General features: G+C 66.8%; 14 protein-coding genes. 9 read left to right on the forward strand and 5 right to left on the reverse strand.

Annotation, left to right across the window (positions count from 1 at the left end; all coding sequences use genetic code 11):
* Nucleotides 1-11: 11 nt before the first annotated feature.
* Together L2Y96_RS21420 and L2Y96_RS21425 are read right to left on the reverse strand one after the other, a co-directional pair.
* Nucleotides 12-737 carry a ComFC family protein gene (locus tag L2Y96_RS21420; RefSeq protein WP_247330328.1) on the reverse strand — a complete coding sequence of 242 codons (726 nt, stop codon included), beginning with the start codon at nucleotides 735-737 and terminating at the stop codon, nucleotides 12-14.
* Nucleotides 738-761: 24 nt separating this feature from the next.
* On the reverse strand, nucleotides 762-971 hold the full coding sequence (locus L2Y96_RS21425; RefSeq protein ID WP_247330330.1) for a hypothetical protein: 210 nt from the start codon (nucleotides 969-971) through the stop codon (nucleotides 762-764).
* A 135-nt stretch (nucleotides 972-1106) separates the two neighbouring features.
* Here L2Y96_RS21425 and bioB point away from each other — a divergent pair, with 135 nt between their 5' ends.
* Genes bioB through bioC form a run of 5 tightly spaced genes read left to right on the forward strand, consistent with a single transcriptional unit; the run spans nucleotide 1107 to nucleotide 5756 of the window.
* A complete protein-coding gene (gene bioB / locus L2Y96_RS21430; RefSeq protein ID WP_247330332.1) occupies nucleotides 1107-2114 on the forward strand; it encodes a biotin synthase BioB in 1008 nt (335 codons plus the stop codon).
* Nucleotides 2111-3331, forward strand: a complete 1221-nt coding sequence (bioF, locus tag L2Y96_RS21435) for an 8-amino-7-oxononanoate synthase (RefSeq protein ID WP_247330334.1) — start codon at nucleotides 2111-2113, stop codon at nucleotides 3329-3331. Before bioB ends, bioF begins: the two co-directional genes overlap by 4 nt.
* Before the next feature lie 30 nt (nucleotides 3332-3361).
* Complete coding sequence (locus L2Y96_RS21440) at nucleotides 3362-4099, forward strand: sulfurtransferase (RefSeq protein WP_247337184.1); 738 nt, start codon at nucleotides 3362-3364, stop codon at nucleotides 4097-4099.
* Between the two features lie 47 nt (nucleotides 4100-4146).
* Entirely contained in the window at nucleotides 4147-4869 is a 723-nt protein-coding gene (gene bioH, locus L2Y96_RS21445; RefSeq protein WP_247337187.1) for a pimeloyl-ACP methyl ester esterase BioH, read from the forward strand.
* Nucleotides 4866-5756: a malonyl-ACP O-methyltransferase BioC gene (gene bioC / locus L2Y96_RS21450; protein WP_247330336.1), complete on the forward strand. Its 891-nt coding sequence runs from the start codon at nucleotides 4866-4868 to the stop codon at nucleotides 5754-5756. The genes bioH and bioC overlap by 4 nt, the downstream gene beginning before the upstream one ends.
* Here bioC and L2Y96_RS21455 read toward each other — a convergent pair.
* From L2Y96_RS21455 to L2Y96_RS21465, 3 genes are all read right to left on the reverse strand, one after another.
* On the reverse strand, nucleotides 5749-6309 hold the full coding sequence (locus tag L2Y96_RS21455; RefSeq protein ID WP_247330338.1) for a DNA-3-methyladenine glycosylase I: 561 nt from the start codon (nucleotides 6307-6309) through the stop codon (nucleotides 5749-5751). The two genes, bioC and L2Y96_RS21455, sit on opposite strands and share 8 nt — an antisense overlap.
* Before the next feature lie 175 nt (nucleotides 6310-6484).
* The gene (locus tag L2Y96_RS21460) at nucleotides 6485-7426 is read right to left on the reverse strand and encodes a threonine ammonia-lyase (RefSeq protein ID WP_247330340.1); all 942 of its coding nucleotides are present in this window, start codon (nucleotides 7424-7426) and stop codon (nucleotides 6485-6487) included.
* Nucleotides 7426-8430: an aldose 1-epimerase gene (locus tag L2Y96_RS21465; protein WP_247330341.1), complete on the reverse strand. Its 1005-nt coding sequence runs from the start codon at nucleotides 8428-8430 to the stop codon at nucleotides 7426-7428. Before L2Y96_RS21465 ends, L2Y96_RS21460 begins: the two co-directional genes overlap by 1 nt.
* A gap of 73 nt (nucleotides 8431-8503) precedes the next feature.
* On the opposite strand from L2Y96_RS21465, the gene pepN reads away from it, so the two are divergent.
* From pepN to L2Y96_RS21485, 4 genes are all read left to right on the forward strand, one after another.
* A complete protein-coding gene (gene pepN, locus L2Y96_RS21470) occupies nucleotides 8504-11152 on the forward strand; it encodes an aminopeptidase N (protein ID WP_247330343.1) in 2649 nt (882 codons plus the stop codon).
* 571 nt (nucleotides 11153-11723) lie between these two features.
* Complete coding sequence (gene mnmG, locus L2Y96_RS21475) at nucleotides 11724-13598, forward strand: tRNA uridine-5-carboxymethylaminomethyl(34) synthesis enzyme MnmG (RefSeq protein ID WP_247330345.1); 1875 nt, start codon at nucleotides 11724-11726, stop codon at nucleotides 13596-13598.
* 73 nt (nucleotides 13599-13671) lie between these two features.
* The gene (locus tag L2Y96_RS21480) at nucleotides 13672-14457 is read left to right on the forward strand and encodes an RDD family protein (protein ID WP_247330346.1); all 786 of its coding nucleotides are present in this window, start codon (nucleotides 13672-13674) and stop codon (nucleotides 14455-14457) included.
* Nucleotides 14458-14558: 101 nt separating this feature from the next.
* Nucleotides 14559-16898, forward strand: coding sequence for a Tex family protein (locus L2Y96_RS21485; protein ID WP_247330349.1), 2340 nt, complete (start codon nucleotides 14559-14561; stop codon nucleotides 16896-16898).
* Nucleotides 16899-16934 lie beyond the last annotated feature (36 nt).

Here is a 16934-nt window from a genome sequence, read left to right on the forward strand (position 1 = left end):
CAAGCGCGCTCCTACAGGGTTTTCGAATCCTTGAAGGTCGGTTTGGGGGTGCGCGCCAACGCCCAAACGTCGACGCGCGCGACGCCCACTTTTAGCAACGCCAACGCACACGCCTCCAACGTCGCGCCGGTCGTCATCACATCATCGACCACGGCCACGTGATTCACGCCCGCCGGCACGCGCACCACGAACGCTTCCCGCACGTTCCGCGCACGCGCTTCGGCATCGAGTTCACTCTGCGCCTCCGTCGAATGCACGCGCTCGAGCAGCGCCGGCCGCAAGGGCACACCAAGGTGCCGCGCCAACGGCCGTGCCAGTTCAAGCGATTGGTTGAAGCCGCGCTCGCGCAGGCGCGCCACGTGCAAGGGCACCGGTACGATCGCCTCAGGCAGCGCGGGTGGCGCGCCGGCAGCGATCCATCGATGCGCCAGCACCTTTCCGGCGACGAGATCACCGCCGAACTTGAAGCGAGTCTCAAGCAAATCCAGGGGCCACGCGTAGCGATAGGGCACCCACACCTCGTGCCAGGGGCGATCCGTCTTCAGGCAACTGACGCAAAGCTCAGCCGTGCGTGCCAGCGGCAACGCACAGCGGCGGCAACGGTAGGTGTTGGGCGTGAACGAAGCCGCGCAACCTGCGCAGAGTTCGACGCCGTCGTGGCCGGGTGCCCCGCAAAGCAGGCAGCGCAACGGCAGGAGAAAGAGGCCCAAGCGGGCCAGCCAGGGGAATGCGTCCATGCATTCGATCCATGCGAAGAGGTATCAGTTGTTCGGCCGGAACATCGCCGCGTCGACGATCGACCACAGGTGGATGAGCCAGCCCATCCAGACGATCCACAGCACGGCGGCGAGCACGAACATGATCAGCGCCTTGAAGATGCGGCCCTGGACGAGCTGGCCCAGGCCCGGGATGAAGAAGCTGCACACCGCGGCGATGACGTTGCCGGTACTGCCCTGTCCTGCTGCACTCATGGGGGGAACTCCGTGGGGAACGGCGACATCCTACGGCAGCCAGGCCTGGCGAGACGTAAACTCATGGCATACCGTTAAGGTTGACAGTACCAAGGCAGGCGCCGACACTTCGCGCCTTCGCCACGGGAGCCCTCCATGACCGCAGCCCTTCGCCACGACTGGACCCTCGACGAGGTCGAACGCCTGTTCGCCTTGCCGTTCAACGACCTGCTCTTCCAGGCCCAGTCGGTCCACCGCCAGCACCACGACCCGAACGCGGTTCAGGTTTCGACCCTGCTTTCGATCAAGACCGGCGGCTGCCCCGAGGATTGCGCCTACTGCCCCCAGGCCGCCCGTTACGCCACCGGCGTGAAGGCCGAGAAGCTGATGAGCGTGGAAGCCGTGCTGGCCCGGGCCCAGGCGGCCAAGGATGCCGGCGCGAGCCGCTTCTGCATGGGCGCGGCCTGGCGTTCGCCGAAGGACCGCGACGTGGCCAAGGTGGCCGAGATCGTGAGCGCGGTGAAGGGCCTGGGCCTGCAGACCTGCGCCACGCTGGGCATGCTCAGCCAGCCGCAGGCCGATACGCTGAAGGCCGCCGGCCTCGATTTCTATAACCACAACCTGGATACCTCGCCCGACTTCTACGGCGAGATCATCCACACCCGCGAGTATCAGGATCGCCTGGATACCCTCGAGCACGTGCGCCATGCGGGTATGAAAACCTGCTGCGGCGGCATCGTCGGCATGGGCGAATCGCGGGCCCAGCGCGCTGGCCTGCTGCGCACCCTGGCCAACCTGCCGGAGCATCCGGAATCGGTGCCGATCAACCGTCTGGTGCAGGTCGCCGGTACCCCGCTCCATGGGACCGAAGCACTGGATCCGTTCGAGTTCGTGCGCAGCATCGCGGTGGCCCGCATCCTTATGCCGGCGTCCGTCGTGCGTCTCTCGGCCGGCCGCGAATCGATGGATGATGCCCTGCAGGCGCTGTGCTTCGCGGCGGGTGCCAATTCCATCTTCTATGGCGAGAAGCTGCTGACCACCGGCAACCCGGACGTCGAGCACGACCGCCGCCTGTTCGAGCGCCTGGGCCTGAAGCCGCTGGAAGTCGAAGTGGAGCCGGGCACCGTCCACGCCGACATCATCGAACCCGCCGACGCCGCGTGAGCAGCCGGCCGGACCTGCGCGGGCGCCTTGCCGCCGCCCGCGCGCAACGCGAGCGCGAGGGTCTCCTGCGCCGCGTGCGCACCTGCGATGTGTTGCCCGGTGGGCGGCGCGTCGTGGGCAAACGGATCCTGGCCGACTTCTGTGGCAACGATTACCTGGGCCTCGCCAGCCACCGTGAGCTGGTGGCCGCACTGACGCGCTCCGCCGCCGTCGAGGGTGTCGGCACCGGGGCGGCGCACCTGGTTTCCGGGCACCGCGGCGAACACGCGGCACTGGAAGAAGAACTCGCCGACTGGACCGGCCGAGAGCGTGCCGTGCTGTTTTCCACAGGCGTCATGGCCAACCTTGGCGCCCTGCAGGCCCTGCTCAACGCTGGCGCCATGCCCGGTGGCCGCGACATGCCGCTGTGCGTACAGGACAAGCTCAACCACGCTAGCCTGATCGATGGCGCCCAGCTGGCTGGCGCCAGCCTGCGCCGGTACCCGCATGCGGATGTCGAGGGCGCCGCGCGCCAGTTGGATGCGCAGCCCGACGTACCCGCACTGCTCGCCACCGATGGCGTGTTCAGCATGGATGGCGATATCGCGCCCTTGGCTGCCCTCGCCCAGCTTTGCCGCGAACGTCATGCCCTGCTCTACGTGGACGATGCGCACGGCCTGGGCGTGCTGGGCCGCCATGGCGCCGGATCGCTGGCCGCCGCCGGCCTGGGTAGCGCCGATGCGCCGGTGCTGATGGGCACCCTGGGTAAGGCGCTGGGCTGCGCCGGGGCCTTCGTGGCCGGCGATGCCGACCTGATGGATGCGATCGTGCAGTTCGCCCGCCCCTACATCTATACGACGGCGATGCCGGCGGCCCTGGCTGCTGCGACCCGTGCCGCCGTACGGCTCGTCCGCGAAGACAGCGAGGGCCGCCGCGAGCGGCTGGCTGCGAACATCGCCCGCTTCCGGGCCGGCGCGGCCCAGCTCGGACTGCCCCTGATGCCCAGCCAGACGGCGATCCAGCCCCTGGTCCTCGGCGATGCCGGCAGCACGCTGGCCGCCGCACGCATGCTGGAGCGGGAGGGCTTCCTGGTGGTGGCGATCCGCCCGCCGACCGTGCCGCAGGGCGCCGGGCGCCTGCGGATTACCCTCTCCGCCGCCCATAACGAGGCGCGAATCGACGCCCTCCTGGACGCCCTGGCCCGCCTGCCCCTGCCCACGCAGGCCCTCGCCGTATAATGGGCGGCCCCGCGCTTCGCCCCCATGCCCATGCCCATCCTCAACATTTCCGCCTATAAGTTCGTCGGCCTGGACGATCTGGCCGCCTTGCGCGAGCGGATCGTGGCGCGCTGCGAGGCGCTGGCGCTCAAGGGCACCATCCTGCTCGCGCCCGAGGGCATCAACCTGTTCCTCGCTGCGCCAGCCGAATCGATCGCGGCTTTCATGGCCTGGCTGCATGAGGATTCGCGCTTCGCGGATATCGCGCCGAAGGAAAGCTGGTCGGACGAGGTGCCGTTCGGGCGCATGCGCGTGCGCCTGAAGAAAGAAATCATCACGATGCACGCGCCAGCCATCCGCCCGGAGGCAGGCCGCGCACCGCACGTGCTGCCGGTGGACCTGCGCCGCTGGCTCGACCAGGGCCATGACGACGATGGCCGCGACGTGGTCCTGCTCGATACGCGCAACGATTACGAAGTGGCCGCGGGCACGTTTGAAAACGTCGTCGAATACGGCCTCGCGTCGTTCACCGGTTTTCCCGGCGCCGTCGCGGCCGACCGCGAGCGCTTTGAAGGCAAGACCGTGGTGTCGTTCTGCACCGGCGGTATCCGCTGCGAAAAAGCCGCGATCCACATGCGTGAGATCGGCATCGATCACGTGTACCAGCTCGAAGGCGGCATCCTGAAGTATTTCGAAGAAGTCGGCGGCGCGCACTGGCGTGGCGACTGCTTCGTGTTCGATGGCCGTGGCGCGGTCGACCCCGCGCTCGCCCCGAGCGAGGCGCCGTGAGCGGCCTCTCTATCGAACGCCGCGGCCGCGGCAGCGTGCCGCTGGTGATGATCCACGGCTGGGCGATGCACGGTGGCATCCTGCATCCGCTCGCCGACGCGCTGGATGCGCACTGCGATGTGTACCTCGTCGACCTGCCGGGCCACGGGCATTCCCGCGACTCATCGATTCCGCTGGAACCGAGCGCCTGCGCGGAAGCCATCATTCGCGAGACGCCGCCCGCCGCGTGGCTGGGCTGGTCGATGGGCGGGCTGGTGGCGCTCACGGCCGCGCTGGAGCATCCGGAAGCGGTCAAGTGCCTTATCCCGGTCAGCGCCACACCGAAGTTCGTCCGCGCGGACGATTGGCCGCACGGCAACGACCCCGCCATGGTGCGCAAGCTCGCGGCTGATCTCGAGACCGACTACAAAACCACGGTCGATCGCTTTATTGCCCTGGAGGCCATGGGCAGCCAGGATCCGCGCGCCGAGACGCGCCGGTTGATGGCCGAAGCCTACGAGCGCGGCGAGCCCGATCCGCGCGTGCTGCTCGAAGGCCTGGCGCTGCTTGAGCGCGCCGACCTGCGATCGCGCCTGCATGAGCTGACGATGCCCAGCCTCTGGATAGCCGGCCGCCGCGACCGCATCGTGCATCCCGAGGCCATGCGCTGGTCCGCCGAGGCGGCCGGTGGCCGCTTCGTGGAACTGGCACATGCCGGCCACGCCCCTTTCATTGGACATGCCGCCGAACTGGCGGAGGTCCTCATCCCGTTTACCGGTTCCGACGCATGAGCGATTTCCACTTCGACCGCCGCCAGGTACGCCGCAACTTCGGCCGCGCCGCAGGCACGTATGAAAAGCACGACGCGCTCCAGCGCGAGGTGCAATCCACGCTCATTGAGCGACTGGACGTGTTCCCCCAGGTACCCGAGGTGGTGCTCGACGTGGGCGCAGGCACCGGCCGTGGCAGCGCTGCGCTGAAGAAGAAGTATCCGAAGGCGCAGGTCATCGCCGTGGATCTTGCGCTGCCGATGCTGAAGGAAGCGAAGCAGAACGCGGGCTGGCTGAAGCCGTTCTCACGCGTGCAGGCCGATGCCTACACGCTGCCCGTGCCGGACCACAGCGTCGACATCCTGTTCTCGAACCTGTGCTTCCAGTGGTGCGAAGATCTTTCGCGCCTGTTCGCCGAATGCGCGCGCGTGCTGAAGCCCGGTGGCTTGCTCACCTTCTCCACGTTCGGCCCCGATACGCTCAGCGAGCTGCGCGCCGCGTGGGCCAGCGTGGACGAACACGCCCACGTCGCGCGCTTCCTCGATATGCACGACGTGGGCGATGCCATGCTTGCGCAAGGCCTGAAGGATCCCGTGCTGTTCGCCGAGCGCTACACGCTCACCTACCCGACGCCGCGCGCCCTGCTGGACGAGCTGCGTGGACTGGGCGCGAACAACGCCGACGCAGGCCGCCTGCGTGGGCTGACGGGCAAGCAGCACTACAAGCGCATGCTCGAAGCGTATGAAGCGCTGCGCAGTGAAGGCACGATCCCGTCCACCTGGGAAGTGGTAACCGCCCACGCCTGGGGCCCGCCCGAAGGCCAGTCCCGGCGTGAAGGTTCGGGCGAAATCGCCAGCTTCTCGATCGACAAGCTGCGCGGGTCGCGACGGAAGAACCCCTTCACCTGAGCGCACGGCCGTGACAGTCGCAGCTGGCCAGGTGGTCGTTGACCATGCCAGCCGACTGCATGAGGCTGTAGCAGATGGCCGTACCCGCGTAGCGAAAGCCACGCCGTTGCAACTCCTTGCTCATGGCGTCTGAAATGGGTGAGCGCATCGGCACTTCGGCCTGCATGGCGTAGGCGTTCACGATCGTCTTTCCTCCCGTGAATGACCACAGCAGGCTGGAGAGCGATTCCCCGTTCGCAGCCATGGCCATGACGATGCGTGCATTCGCACGCACCGACGCCACCTTGAGGCGATGCCGGATGATGCCGCGGTCGTGCATCGCCTGCTCGAGTTCGTCGTCGCCCATCGCGGCGACCGCTGCGATATCAAAATCGTGGAAACGCTCGCGGTAGGCGTCGCGTTTGCTTAACACCGTGCGCCAGGCAAGGCCTGCCTGCGCGCCTTTCAATGTCAGTAGTTCGAACAGGTGGCGATCGTCGCGAACGATCCGCCCCCACTCGAGGTCATGCCAGTTCCGTTCGATCTCGCTTTGCTCGGCCCAGGGACAGCGCATGGATCACCTCGTCGTCGTGGAAGAAGCGACAAGGTTAGGAACGTGGCATCTCGCGATCTGTCCGGGCGGCTCACCGCGGATCGTGGGTCAATGTTGCGCTAGCGCCATGAGCGATGTCTCCAAGGGCATCGGGCGCCACCCACAACGCATGGGGTGGCGCCCGCGACTCACAGACTCACCAGGGCAACGCATCCAGGTCGACATTGCCACCCGTGATCACCGCGCCGACCGTACGGCCAGCGAATACCGACGGGTAACGCAGCACGGCGGCCAGCGTCGTCGCACTCGAAGGCTCGACCACGATGCGTAGTTCCGACCACATCAGGCGCATGGCGGCGACCACTTCGCTATCACTGACGCGCAACACGCGTACCTGATGGTCACGCAGCGCGTGGAAGTTGGGCTCGCCGATCAGCGTACGCAGGCCATCGCAAATCGTATCGGGGGTAAACGGTCCGACACGCGCATCGGCCTCGAGTGATCGCGCCGCATCGTCGGCACCCTCAGGCTCGGCACCCAGCAGGACGATCGCCGGATTGATGCCATGCGCTGCGATCGAACAACCCGCGGCAAGGCCACCGCCGCCGACCGGGAACAACACGGTATCGATACCCGGCGCCTGGCCAAGGAGCTCAGCTACCAGCGTGCCCTGCCCGGCCATCACGCGGGCATCCGCGTAAGGGTGGACGAGGTTGGCACCTGTCGCCGCCATAACCTCAGCGGCTTTTGCCTCGCGTGCCGCCGTGGTCGGTGCACACCGATGGACGGTGGCGCCCGCCGCGATGATCGCGTCGACCTTGGCCTGCACGGCGCCTTCAGGCACGACGACATGCGCGGCGATGCCGCGCGTACGTGCGGCCATGGCCAACGCATTGCCGTGGTTACCCGATGAATGCGTGACGACGCCATTCGCCGCTTCTTCGTCGCTAAGCGACCATACCGCGTTGGTGGCGCCACGGAACTTGAACGCGCCACCACGCTGGAGATTTTCGCACTTGAACCATACCGTCGCGCCAGCACGCGCATCGATCAGCTCACTGCGCATGACCGGAGTGACCCGCGCATGCGGCGCGATGCGCGCCGCCGCATCACGCACGTCAGCAAACGAAGGCAACATCACGCGATGAATTCCACGCCGCAGACGAAGCGACGCTCTTCACCCGGTGCAAGACGCAGCTGCGCGGCGCAATCCTCGCGATTGAACGCGTCGGCCATGCATTCCATGGGCTCGAGCGCCACCGACTTGCGTGGATCGCGCTCATTGGTATCCGAGGTAAACGCCAGCATGACGCCGCGCTCCTGCCATACCGCGATCTTCGTGCCGGTCTGCGGATCGCTGAGGTAGGTGCGTGCCTTGCCGTCGTCATCGACCTGCAGGTCGGTGTAGGTCGTATTGAGTTCCGTTGCACCGATGCTGCGCGGCTGGCGGAAATCCAGCGATGCATCCATCTCGTCGATCGACTTCCATGCTTCGCGACCCGGCAGCGGGATAAAGCCTGGATCGGTCGCAATGATCGTCTGCGCCGGCACCTGCAGCACCCAGGTGTCGATCGAATTTTCCGAAAGGCGGAAATACGGATGCCAGCCAAAGAACACCGGCGCGGCATGTTCACCGACATTACGCGTATGCGTTTCGATCGAGAGGCCCTTCGCGTCAAGCGTGAAGGTAATGTTGAAATCGAGCGCGAACGGGTAGCCCGGGTACGCCTGCGGGCGGATCGCCTGCGTGGCGAACGTCACCACGGCCTGGTCGTCGCCGCTGGCTTCATGCGCCACGTCAAACATCACGCCACGGACGAAGCCGTGGCGGATGGCACGATCCGCACCCGTGACACCGGGCTGCATATCGTAGGATTTTCCTTCAAACGTATAGCGCGCGTCGTTGATGCGATTGGCAAAGGGTGTCATGACGGCAAAGCGCGACCCCTTGTGCGGCACCAGTTCCTGCTCGTTAAGAAAAGCGTCAGCGATATTCAGCGTGCCGCCGCTGGCGGGCAGGCCGATCGACAGCACGGTGGCGCCGCGGCGGGCGATATGCACCTCGCGCTGGGCCTGGCTATCGCGGAGGACGAGCACTTCCTGCGTGCCCATCGAGGAACGTGTCACGGTGAAACGGGACATAAAAAGGGTTCCTTTTGACGAATCAGGCCGCATGTTAGCCTGCCTGAGCCCGCACCACGAATAGCCTGACGCCATGAGCGACCGTTCCGATACCCCCACCGCCGTCATCCGCCTCGCCGACTATCGCCCGCCTGCATGGGCGGTGCAGCATGTCGCCCTGGAGTTCGATCTGGGGATCGACCGGGCCGAAGTGCACGCCACGCTGGAACTGGTCCGCCAGGCCGACGAGCCCATCCGCCTCAACGGCGAGGGGCTGGAATTGCTGGAGCTCAGCATCGACGGCCGCCGACTGGGCGATGGCGAGTACATCCTCGCCCATGGCGTGCTTGAAGTCGGCGTCGAGGGCGACCGCTGCACACTCAGCACGCGGGTGGCCGTGCGCCCCGCGGAGAACACCGCATTCGAAGGCCTCTATCTTTCGGGCAGCCGCGACAAGGGCTTCCTGCTGACGCAATGCGAAGCCGAAGGTTTCCGCCACATCACGTTCTACCCGGACCGGCCGGACGTGCTGTCGACCTTCACCGTGACGCTGCGCGCCGACAAGGCGCGCTTCCCCGTCCTGCTGGCGGGTGGCAACCCCGATGGCGCGGGTGATCTCGCCGATGGCCGCCACTGGGCACGCTTTGTCGATCCGCACCCGAAGCCGAGCTACCTGTTCGCGCTGGTGGCGGGACGCCTGGAGCGGATCAGCCAGGACTACACCACCGCCGATGGCCGTAACGTCGCGCTGCACATCTGGGCCGAAGCCGATGTCATCGACCGCTGCGACTACGCCATGGATTCCCTCGTACGCTCCATGCGCTGGGATGAACAGGCGTATGGGCGCAATTACGACCTCGATGTGTTCCATGTCGTCGCTACCCATGATTTCAACATGGGCGCCATGGAGAACAAGGGCCTCAATATCTTCAATGCCAAGTACCTCCTGGCCGACCCGGATTCGAGTACGGATGACGAATACCGTCATGTCGAAGCCGTGGTGGCACACGAGTATTTCCATAACTGGAGCGGCAATCGCGTCACCTGCCGCGACTGGTTCCAGCTCAGCCTGAAAGAAGGGCTCACGGTATTCCGTGAGCAGAGCTTCTCGGCGGATATGAATTCGGCGCCGCTAAAGCGCATCGAAGACGTGGCGCTGCTGCGCCGCGCGCAATTCCCGGAAGACGCGGGCCCGCTGTCGCACCCGGTTCGCCCGTCGCAATACACCGAGATCAACAACTTCTACACCGCCACCGTGTACGAGAAGGGCTCTGAGCTGGTCCGGATGATCGCAGGCCACCTGGGCCACGATGGCTTCCGCAAGGGCATGGATCTTTACTTCGAACGCCATGACGGTCAGGCGGCGACGATCGAGGATTACCTGAAGGCGCTTGGCGATGCCAATGGCGTGGATCTATCCAGCTATCTCGCCTGGTACGGTCAGGCCGGCACGCCACGCCTGAGTGCGGAGGGCCGTTACGACGCTGACAAGCGTCGCTATCGCCTGCAGCTGCGCCAGCGCACGCCGGCGAGCGCGGGTCAGCCGGATAAGCATGCGCTGCCGGTGCCGGTGCGCCTGTCGCTATTCAACCAGGACGGCACGGCGCTGCCGCTGCGCCTCGAAGGCGAGGCAGCGGCTGGCGCGAACGAACGCACGGTCGTGCTCAACAGTCCCGAACAGACTTTTGTCTTCGAGGATGTCGCATCCGCGCCGGTGCCATCGCTGCTGCGCGGCTTCTCGGCGCCAGTGATCCTGGAATGCGAGTACGCACCCGCCGAACTGGCGCTACTCCTGCGCCACGATGCCGACGGCTTCAACCGCTGGGACGCCGGCCAGCAACTCGCCGGCCTCGCGTTCGACGCGTTCCGTGACGGCGCGCCCGGTGGCGCTGCCGTCCTTGCATGGACGAAGGCCGTGGCCGGCTTGTTCGGCGACGCCAGCATCGATGACGCACTGCTCGCCGAGCTGCTGACACCGCCGGGCGAGATCGAACTCGTGGAGCGCCAGCCCGAGCGCGACCCGGAACGTATCCGGGCCGTGCGCCAGGGGCTCCTTCGCGCGCTCGCGCAGACGATCGGCAGCGACGCGCTGAAGGCCCGTTACCAGGCGCTCCACGCCCAGGCGAACGCCGGGCTCACGGCTGCCGACCAGGCGCGCCGCCAGTTGAAGCGCCGCGTGCTCGACCTGCTCTCGCTGGCCGACGCCGCCGGCAGCGTGCCGCTCGCGCGCCAGCAATACGAAAGCGCACCGTCCATGACCGACCGCCTGGCCGCCCTCTCCACGCTGGCCGTGACCGACCCGGCCGCGGCGGACGAGCCGCTGGCCCATTTCCGCAAGCGCTATGACGGTAACGCGCTCGCGCTCGACAAATGGTTTGCCGCCCAGGCCCAGCTACCGGGCGACGGCGCGCTGGCACGGATCCAGGCGCTGGAAGACGATCCGGCGTTCACGCTGAAAAACCCGAATCGCGTCCAGGCGTTGATCGGTACGTTTGCCCGCGTGAATCCCACGGGCTTCCACCGCCCCGACGGCGCGGCCTACCGTTGGCTGGCCGATCGCCTGGTGGCGATCGATGCGCTGAATCCGCAGGTGGCGGCACGCGTGGCCACGGCGTTCAACGGCTGGAAGCGGCTGGAACCGGCACGCCGCGAAGCGGCCCATGCGGTGGTGGCTGAACTGGCCGGGCGAAAAGATCTCTCACGCGACCTCACGGACATCCTTGCCCGAGTTGCGCTGGGGTGACGTGATTATCAAAAACTGACGCTCAGCGTCACCAATTGCCGAAACCGGGCCATTCGTTGACGAAAAAGTCACACACGGTTCATCGGAAAAGAGTAGTGTAGTTTCCAACGAAGAAAGCCGCGGCAGGGGCCGCGGCTATTCGTGCCAATCACTTCGGTTTCTGGCGCCCAGCAGCACGGTCATCCTGGATTCCCCCTGTTCCTGAGACCGCTGGGCGCCAGATCTCATTCTTGAACCGAATGGGGCATCCTTGCCCACATCCCGCTTCCTTCCTCCGGCACTCGATCAAGCCCCTGTCGCTCGATCTCGGCGCGCGTATGTCGCGCAGCGTCTGCCCGGTGGAAGTGCGCTGTAAGCAAAGCATCGTTCGTGCCAACCGTTACATCTGTAACTGCGCCCGCGCGCGCCGGCGGCTCTCACGCGAACGGCGTCGCCCACAGGGTGGGCTCCTACAACGCCAGGCACGGTCACAAAGCCGGCACGGTTACAGCACCCGGCACGTTCACAACGCCGCGCACGATGCAACTGGCGCTAAAATGACCAACCTGGCCCTTACGCCCTAGCCCTTCCCATGCTGCATAAAGAAACCTACGACGTGATCGTGGTCGGTGGCGGCCACGCCGGCACCGAAGCCGCGCTTGCCGCTGCCCGTACGGGCGCACGGACGCTGCTGCTCAGCCACAACATCGAAACCATCGGCCAGATGAGCTGCAACCCGGCCATTGGCGGCATCGGCAAGGGGCACCTGGTCAAGGAAATCGACGCACTGGGCGGCGCCATGGGCCGCGCGGCCGATCTCGCCGGTATCCAGTGGCGCACGCTCAACGCCTCGAAGGGCCCGGCTGTGCGCGCGACGCGCTGCCAGGCGGATCGCACCCTGTACAAGGCCGCGATCCGGCACATCGTCGAAACCCAGCCCAACCTGCGCCTGTTCCAGCAGGCCGTGGACGACCTGCTGCTCGAGAACGGCCACGTCATCGGCGTGCGCACGCAGATGGGCCTCGATTTCCATGCACCGGCCGTCGTGGTGACCGCCGGTACCTTCCTCGCGGGCAAGATCCATATCGGCCCGGCGCAGTACGCCGGTGGCCGCGCGGGCGACCCGCCCGCCTCCACGCTGGCCGCAAAGCTGCGCGAGCTGCCCGTGGCGGCCGATCGGCTCAAGACCGGCACGCCGCCGCGCATCGACAGCCGCAGCATCGATTACAGCAAGCTCGAAGAGCAGGCCGGCGATCACCCGATGCCGCACTTCTCCTACATGGGCTCGGCCGCGGACCACCCGCGCCAGGTGAGCTGCTGGATCACCCAGACCACCGAAGCTACGCACGACCTCATCCGCGGCTCGCTCGACCGCTCTCCGCTGTACAGCGGCCAGATCGAAGGCGTGGGCCCGCGCTACTGCCCGTCGATCGAAGACAAGGTGGTGCGTTTCGCCGACAAGCTCTCGCACCAGATCTTCGTGGAGCCCGAAGGGCTGGATACCTTCGAGATCTATCCGAACGGCATTTCCACCTCGCTGCCCTTCGATGTGCAGTACGCCCTGGTGCGCTCGATCCCCGGCTTCGAGAACGCGCATATCACGCGGCCCGGTTATGCGATCGAGTACGACTACTTCGACCCGCGCGGGCTGCATCCGTGGCTGGAGACGAAGGGCATCCCGGGCCTGTATTTCGCCGGCCAGATCAATGGCACCACCGGCTACGAAGAAGCCGGTGCGCAAGGCCTCATCGCAGGTATGAACGCTGCGCTCGCCGTGCGCGGCGAGACGCCGTGGTACCCGCGCCGCGACGAAGCCTACGTGGGCGTGCTCATCGACGACCTGACCACGAACGGCACGATCGAGCCGTACCGCATGTTCACCTCGCGGGCGGAATACCGCCTGCACCTGCGCGAAGACAACGCTGACCTGCGCCTGACGCCAGCGGGTTACGCCCGCGGCGTGGTGCCCGAGGAACGTTTCCGCCGGCTGGAAGAGAAGCGCGAAGCCTCGGAGCGCGAGACCGCGCGCCTGCGTGGCCTCTGGGCCGCACCGACCAACACGCTCGGCGCCGCCGTCGAGCGTGCGCTCGGCATCGCCGTTAGCCGCGAAACGCACGCCCTCGACCTGCTGCGCCGCCCCGAGCTCGACTACGCCGCGCTCATGACCGTGGAAGCACTGGGCCCGGCCGTCGCCGACGCCGAAGTCGCCACCCAGGTGGAAGTGCAGGCGAAGTACTCCGGCTACCTGGAGCGCCAGCGCGACGAGATCGAGCGCCAGCGCCGCCACGAGGCAACGGCTATCCCCGGCGATTTCGACTACGACCGCGTGCGCGGGCTTTCCGCCGAGGTGCTGCTGAAGCTGAAGCGTTCGCTACCCGCCACGATCGGCCAGGCCTCGCGTATCAGCGGCGTCACGCCGGCCGCCATTTCCCTGCTGCTGGTGCACCTGAAGCGACGCGCCGCCTGACCTCTGGCCCTCGGCGCGCCCGCGGGCATCTGGCATCATCCGTGGCAGTTAGTGCTTTAACGGATGACACACCATGCAAGTCTGGATCGGACGCAACGGCGAACGCTTCGGCCCGTACCCTGAGGACGAGATCCGCCAGTGGCTGCGCGATGGCACCTGCCGCCCCGAGGAACTCGGCTGGTACGAGGGGATGACCGACTGGCGTCCGCTCGGTGAGCTCTTCCCCGATGAGCGGCCCGCACCGGGCACCCCGCCGCCCATGCCACCGCCGCCGGTGGAGCCGCGCGCCCAGCCGTTCATGGGCATCACCGAGGACGCTGCCGCGCCGGAATATGCCGGCTTCTGGCTGCGCTTCGGCGCCTGGATCATCGACTACATCCTGATCACCATCCCGGCGACCTTCGTGGCCCTGGCGATGGGCTTCCAGCACGCGCTCACTACGCTGTTCTCGCAGGTAGAGACCAACCAGAGCGCGGCGCTCGCGGCCTACTTCGAAGAGGTGCGCCCCATCAGCTACATCGTGCTGCTGCTCGGCTTTGCCTACTACGTGCTGTTCGAATCCTCGAAGTGGCAGGCCACCCCCGGCAAGCTGGCATGTGGCATCCGTGTCACGGATACCTCCGGGCAACGCCTCACGATGGTCCGGGCCGTGAGCCGCAACCTCATCCGCCTGGCGAATGCCGTGCCGTTCCTCTCGGTGTTCCTGCCGCTGGTGTTCTATGTGACCGCGGCATTCTCGGAGCGCAAGCAGGGTATCCACGACATGCTGGCCGGCACCTACGTGCTCACGGGCCGCGCGGATAGCCGCCCGGTACAGACCCCACGCGACAACGGCCCACGCGGCAGCTTCGACGCCTGATACCCCCGGCTGGCCGCTGATGCGGCCGGCCGACCTTCCCTGCTTGCTATCATCGGCGGCCCGGTCCTCGTTTCGGCCGGCTGAGCTAGCACAGGAAAGACATGCAGAGCATCGAACAACGTATCGCCCAGGATATCGCCGCCCGCCCCGACCAGGTCCGCGCGGCGGTCGATCTTCTCGATGGTGGCGCCACCGTGCCGTTCATCGCCCGCTACCGCAAGGAAGTCACCGGCGGCCTCGACGACACGCAGCTGCGCCTGCTGGAAGAACGCCTGCGCTACCTGCGCGAGCTGGAGGACCGCCGTTCGGCCATCCTCGACAGCATCGCCGAGCAGGGCAAGATGACCGACGCCCTCAAGGCCGACATCCTCACCGCCGACACCAAGGCGCGCCTGGAGGATCTCTACCTCCCCTACAAGCCCAAGCGCCGCACCAAGGCCCAGATCGCCCGCGAGGCCGGCCTGGAGCCGCTGGCCACCGGCCTGCGCGAAGATCCCTCGCAGGATCCGGAGACCTTCGCCGCTGGCTTCGTCGATGCCGAGAAGGGCGTGGCCGACGTGAAGGCTGCCCTCGACGGCGCCCGTGCCATCCTCATGGAGACCATCGCCGAAGACGCCACCCTCGTGGGCGAGCTGCGCGACTGGCTGTGGGACAAGGGCCAGATCAAGGCCGCTGTGGTCCCGGGCAAGGAAAACGAAGGCGCGAAGTTCCGCGATTACTTCGACCACACCGAAGCGCTTTCGAAGATCCCCTCGCACCGCCTGCTCGCGCTCATGCGCGCCCGTAACGAAGGCATCCTCGAGATCGATCTCAACCCCGCGCTCGATGCTGACCAGGGCCACGCCGAAGGCGAAGGCCGCGTGGCTGCCCGCGCGGGTATCAGCAACAACGGCCGCCCGGCCGATGCGTGGCTGCGCGAGACCGTGCGCGTCACCTGGCGCGTGAAGCTGCACCTGCACCTCACGCTCGACCTCTTCGGCCGCGTGCGCGAAGGCGCGGAAGACGAAGCCATCCGCGTGTTCGGCGAGAACCTCAAGGATCTCCTGCTCGCCGCGCCCGCTGGCGCGAAGACCGTGATGGGCCTCGACCCGGGTATCCGCACCGGCTGCAAGCTGGCCATCGTGGATGCCACCGGCAAGCTGCTCGCCTACGACACCATCTACCCGCACGAGCCGCGCAACCAGTGGGACCAGTCCATGGCCCGCATCGCGCAGCTCAGCCAGCAGCACGGCGTGGGCCTCGTCGCGATCGGCAACGGCACCGCCTCGCGCGAAACCGACAAGCTGGTCGGCGATGTCATGCGTAAACTGCCGGGCCTCAACCTCTCCAAGGTCGTGGTCAGCGAAGCTGGCGCATCGGTGTATTCCGCGTCGGAACTCGCCTCGAAGGAATTCCCTGAGCTCGACGTCTCGATCCGTGGCGCGGTATCCATCGCGCGCCGCCTGCAGGATCCGCTGGCCGAGCTGGTGAAGATCGAGCCCAAGGCGATCGGCGTGGGCCAGTACCAGCACGACGTGAACCAGGTGAAGCTCGCCCGTGCGCTCGACGCGCGCGTGGAAGACTGCGTGAACGCCGTGGGCGTCGATGTGAACACGGCTTCCGCCCCGCTGCTTTCGCGCGTGGCCGGCCTGTCGTCCAGCGTCGCCGAGAACGTGGTGAAGCATCGCGATGCGAACGGCGCCTTCGGCAGCCGTAAGGATCTTCTCAAAGTGCCGCGTCTTGGCGACAAGGCGTTCGAGCAGTGCGCGGGCTTCCTGCGCATTACCGGCGGCACGAATCCGCTCGACGCGAGCTCGGTGCATCCCGAGGCCTACCCCGTCGTTGAGCGAATCCTCAAGCAGTGCGGCCGCGAAGTGAAGCAGGTCATCGGCGATACGTCGTTCCTGCGTGGCCTGAAGGCCGAGGATTTCACCGACGAAACCTTCGGCGTGCCAACCGTCCGCGACATCCTCAAGGAACTCGAAAAGCCGGGCCGCGATCCGCGTCCGGAGTTCGTCGCGCCGAGCTTTGCCGAAGGTGTCGAAGACCTGAAGGATCTGAAGGTCGGCATGGTGCTCGAAGGCCGCGTGACCAACGTCGCCGCGTTCGGCGCGTTCGTCGATATCGGCGTGCACCAGGACGGCCTCGTCCACGTGTCCGCGCTGTCGCACACCTTCGTCAAGGATCCGCGCGATGCGGTGAAGGCCGGCGACATCGTGAAGGTGAAGGTCATGGAAGTAGACCTGCCGCGCAAGCGCATCGCGCTCAGCATGCGTCTCGACGACGTGCCGGGCGAAGCGCGCACCGGCCGTCCCGGCCAGCGCGATGAGGCGAACGCCGGCGGCAACCGCCGTGGTCCGGGTGGTGGCGGTGGCGGCCGTGGTCCGCAGGCACCGAAGGCCACGCCGGCACCGGCGAACAGCGCCTTCGCTGACGCGTTTTCGAAAGCGCTCAAGCGCTAACCCGTAGGAGCCCACCCTGTGGGCGACATCTTTCGC

The sequence above is a fragment of the Luteibacter aegosomaticola genome (assembly GCF_023078475.1).
Lineage (GTDB): Bacteria > Pseudomonadota > Gammaproteobacteria > Xanthomonadales > Rhodanobacteraceae > Luteibacter > Luteibacter aegosomaticola.